The organism is Mycobacterium sp., assembly GCF_049673265.1.
Lineage (GTDB): Bacteria > Actinomycetota > Actinomycetes > Mycobacteriales > Mycobacteriaceae > Mycobacterium.
Genome location: NZ_JBATXN010000024.1, coordinates 1 through 4,058, shown reverse-complemented (window position 1 = coordinate 4,058; position 4,058 = coordinate 1). Strand labels below are relative to the sequence as shown.

Here is a 4,058-nt window from a genome sequence, read left to right as displayed (position 1 = left end):
GCGGCGATCATCGCGGCGTCGGTGTCCGGATCGACGAGGCGCAGTGCGTAGGGCTCGGTCAGTATCGGCGTGGGCGGCGGAGGGGCGTTGCGGACTTCGTCGGTAAGCCCTTCGGTAGCTCGCGGGGCAGGATCGAGACAGTTTCAGTCATGTCGACCCCGTTACCGCCCCGCGCTTCGGCTAATGGGCGCGGCTCTCTTCGCGCGTTCCGCGCTCATCGGCCGGCGCCCGGCGGCCCCGCGAAGGCCTGGGCGATCTGCAGCCAGTGCTGCGCATCGTCACCTTCGGCCGTCAAGTCAAGGTCGCGCAGCGCCCGCCGCTGAGTGACCAGAAAACAGAAGTCCTCGGCGCCGCCGGTGACGCGCTGCGCGGCGGCCGGCGGTCCCCACGACCAGGTGCTGCCGTCCGGTGCGCGCAGCTCGACAAGAAACGGCTCGGTGGGCGCGGGCAGCCCGTTGACGGCAAAGGCATAGTCGCGGGTGCGCACGCCGATATGGGCGACGGAATGCAGCCGAGCAGTCGGCACCCGAGTGACGCCTACGGCGTCGGCGACGTCGAGTCCGTGTGCCCAGGTCTCCATCAGCCGCGCTGTCGCCATCGACGCAGCACTCATCGGCGGTCCGAACCACGGCAGCTTGCGACCGTCGGCAACCGTCAACAGCGCGTCGTGTAGCCGCGCGCGGGTGGCGCGCCAGTCGGCGAGCAACTCGGCAGGCGCCGTCGCGGCGAGTTCGTCGGCGCCCGCGTCGACGAAACCGATCGGGTCGGTCGCGGCGATTTCCAGCAGGGCGGCGAACGCCGGCTCGTCGGTAACCGCGGTCAGCGCGACGCGGTCGGTCCACAACAGGTGTCCGATTTGATGCGCAATGGTCCAACCGGCGGCGGGCGTCGATGCCGCCCAGCCATCGGCGGCAAGTTGCGCGACCAGCGCATCCAGCTCGTCGCTTTCGGCGCGCAGGTCGGCCACGATCTGTTGTACGCCAGCCATCTGTGTACCTTAAGCCAGCTGCCCGCGGCGCCCGACGATGCTGTGGGCAGCCAGCCCGCAGAGGTAAAGCCCAGTGCCGGCGAATATCAGCACGGCGGAGTGGCCGTTGAGCGGAATGACTGTGGCCGCGGCGGTGATCGCACCGATGAACGCGACCCAAAACAACGAATCCTGTACGGCGAACACGTGTCCGCGCAGGGCGTCGTCCACGTCTATCTGAATCGCGGTGTCGGCGCAAAGCTTCAGTACTTGGCCCGCCGCGCCCAGGAAGAACCCGCACCCCACCATGACCGCCAACTGCAGACCGGCACCGGCGATTTGGATCGCCGCGGCGATCGCCAATGCGCCGCCGGCGGTGGCGTATCGGCCCCAGCGCCGCACCGCGGGCGGGGTCACCAGATTGGCCAGAAAAGACCCGATGCCGGTGGCGGCCAGGAACAACATCGCGCCGCCCAACGCGCCGACTGACGCGGCGCCGCCGCTGCGCACCAGCAGCAGCACCACCAGGGTGTTGATGCCGAAGACCATCCGGTGCGCCGCCAACCCGGAGAGGGTGGCCGCGACCGTGGGACGTTGCCGCACTGTTCGGATGCCGTGCAGCCACCCGGTGATCACCGCGTAGACGACCGAGCCGTGGATCGCCCGCTGGGTGTCGTCGGGACCCAGCACATGGTCGTCGAACCGCAGCGATAGCAGCAACGCGACCGACAGAGGGACGGTGACCAGCAACATGATCGACGCGGCGCCGGCGTCACCGGAACCGACCAGCGCGCGGGGCACCAGCATGAAGTTGGCGCCGACGAACGCAGCGACCGCACCGGTTGCCGAGGCGATCGAGTTCATCGTGACGACCTGCCCGCGGGGCACCACATGGGGCAGTGCGGCCGACAAGCCCGATGAGACGAACCGGGACAGCCCGTTGAGGACCAGCGCGCCGCACAGCACCAGCATGTTGCGGGCACCAACGGCCAGACAAATCCCCACCAGAGCCACCGACACCAGCCGGCCCAGGTTGGCACCGACCAGCACCAGCCGACGGTCCCAGCGGTCCATCAGCGCGCCGGCGAACGGGCCCAGCAGCGAGTACGGCAAGAACAGCACGGCGAAGGCACCGGCGATGGCCAACGGGCGCGCAGCCCGCTCGGGGTTGAACAGCAGCGCTCCGGCCAAGCCCGCCTGGAAGAGCCCGTCGCCGAACTGGCTTGCGATGCGCAATTCCAACAGTCGCCAGAAGTCGGGCAAGCTGCGCACCGAGCGCCAGACGGCCACGGGTGCACGCGTGTGAGTCACCGAACCTACTTCCCCGTGGACCCGGTTACCCGAATCGAGACAGCCCGAGCCCCGGACCCTGTCAACAACAGTACAAATATCGCGGAGCGCCCTTCTTGTTCACCACAGCGGCCCCGCGCGGATGCCATGATGGAGACGTGGCTCAGCCCGAGGACCCGGAGGACTTCATTGCCCCCGCCGCGCAGCGTGTGCGAGCGGGCACTTTGCTTCTGGCCAACACGGATCTGCTGGAGCCGACATTTCGTCGCAGCGTGATTTACATCGTCGAACACAACGACGGGGGAACGTTGGGCGTGGTGCTCAATCGCCCTAGCGAGACCGCGGTGTACAACGTTTTGCCGCAGTGGTCCAAGCTGTCTGCGAAGCCGAAGACGATGTTCATCGGCGGACCGGTGAAGCGTGACGCGGCGCTGTGTCTGGCGGTGCTGCGGGTCGGCGCCGAGCCGGACGGCGTGCCCGGCCTGCGACATGTGGCCGGCCGGATGGTGATGGTCGATCTGGACGCCGAACCCGACTCGATCGCCCCGCTGGTCGAGGGGGTGCGCATCTTCGCCGGATACTCCGGCTGGACGATCGGTCAGCTCGAGGGTGAGATCGAGCGCGACGACTGGATTGTGCTGTCGGCGTTGCCATCTGACGTTCTAGTGCAGCCGAGGGTGGATCTGTGGGGGCGGGTGCTGCGGCGCCAGCCGCTGCCGATCTCGCTGCTGGCCACACACCCGATCGACATCAGTCGCAACTAAGCGGCCGCCAAAAGACCTTCAGCAGCAATAAGTTTCGGTGCACACCGCTCAGCGGCAGGCGAGCGTGCAAGTTGCGCAGGCACCGCCGCACCCGGCCGCTTCACGGCGCAGCGCGTACTGTGCGCTCTGCCAAGCGCCGACGGCGACGGTACCGATGGCGCCCGCGATGCACACAGCGACGACCGGTGGTGCGGAGTCCCGCGGCGCGGCAAGTGCCACCGCCCCGCCGGCAGCCAGCATCACTGCGGCCGCTAGCTGTGGCGGCGCAATCGCGCGCATCACCACCCCAGTGGTGTCGGTGGCAACCGGTCGCGACAATGACCACAATCCGCGCGCGGCCATGACCACAGCCGCGCACGCGCACAGCACTCCGGCGATGAGCATGGGGCCACAATACGATGCGCCCCGGCGCGTCGCCGTGTGGGCTACTAGTGGGCGAGTGCCGTCGCCGACGGGGGTGCTGCGACGGGGGCCGGCGCGGCGGGCGGCGGTGCCGGGACGGCGGGCGGGTTGGACCCGGGCGGACCGGCTCGGAACCCGTTGACGATGGCATCGGTGGCCGGCGCCTCGGCGACCGCGGTGGCGGCATCCGTCGTGACCGACAGCGACACCAGGTACTTGTCCGGTCCGGCGGTGACGATGACATGGCGGCGCGAGGTGTTGAGCGTCCATTCGTTGTCGCGGTAGGTGCCCTCGATGATCGACGACGGGGAGCCGTTGAAATCGGCCAGCGAGGCGTTGGTGGTTCGCCAGGCGGGCAGTTGCGCGCTGTCGAGATAGCCGTGAGTGATCGCCTCTTTCGGATCGAATTCGCCGATCAGGCGGTACACCACCAGCTGGGCATTGGAGGTGTAGAGGCTGGCGCTGCGACGGTTGGCGGTCACCACGAAGGCATCGGAGACATTGGGGTCGGGCACCGGCGTCCAGCCGGGCGGCATCGGCAAGGTGATGTCGAGCGCGGAGAAATTCTGCGCCTTCTGCGGCACCATCTGCACGTTCTTGGCGCCGAAGAAGTCACGCAACGTCCCGGATTGGGC

5 protein-coding genes are annotated in these 4,058 nt (G+C 68.6%); 1 reads left to right on the top strand and 4 read right to left on the bottom strand.

What is annotated here, in order from left to right; genetic code table 11:
- Positions 1–214: 214 nt before the first annotated feature.
- Positions 215–988: a TIGR03084 family metal-binding protein gene (locus WBF82_RS00730; RefSeq protein WP_424381195.1), complete on the bottom strand. Its 774-nt coding sequence runs from the start codon at positions 986–988 to the stop codon at positions 215–217.
- A 9-nt stretch (positions 989–997) separates the two neighbouring features.
- Positions 998–2,278, bottom strand: a complete 1,281-nt coding sequence (locus WBF82_RS00725; RefSeq protein ID WP_424381194.1) for an MFS transporter — start codon at positions 2,276–2,278, stop codon at positions 998–1,000.
- 137 nt (positions 2,279–2,415) lie between these two features.
- On the opposite strand from WBF82_RS00725, the gene WBF82_RS00720 reads away from it, so the two are divergent.
- Positions 2,416–3,021: a YqgE/AlgH family protein gene (locus WBF82_RS00720; RefSeq protein ID WP_424381193.1), complete on the top strand. Its 606-nt coding sequence runs from the start codon at positions 2,416–2,418 to the stop codon at positions 3,019–3,021.
- Positions 3,022–3,069: 48 nt separating this feature from the next.
- Here the strand turns inward: WBF82_RS00720 and WBF82_RS00715 are convergent, their stop codons facing one another.
- Both WBF82_RS00715 and WBF82_RS00710 read right to left on the bottom strand, forming a co-directional pair.
- On the bottom strand, positions 3,070–3,405 hold the full coding sequence (locus WBF82_RS00715; protein WP_424381192.1) for a hypothetical protein: 336 nt from the start codon (positions 3,403–3,405) through the stop codon (positions 3,070–3,072).
- Between the two features lie 44 nt (positions 3,406–3,449).
- Positions 3,450–4,058 (bottom strand): LpqN/LpqT family lipoprotein (locus WBF82_RS00710; protein ID WP_424381191.1); only part of this gene is annotated, 609 nt, incomplete at its 5' end.

Bases quoted from the DNA above. Each gene is read 5' to 3' on its own strand.
- WBF82_RS00715 (WP_424381192.1), bottom strand. From the start codon at position 3,405: ATGCTCATCGCCGGAGTGCTGTGCGCGTGCGCGGCTGTGGTCATGGCC.
- WBF82_RS00730 (WP_424381195.1), bottom strand. From the start codon at position 988: ATGGCTGGCGTACAACAGATCGTGGCCGACCTGCGCGCCGAAAGCGAC.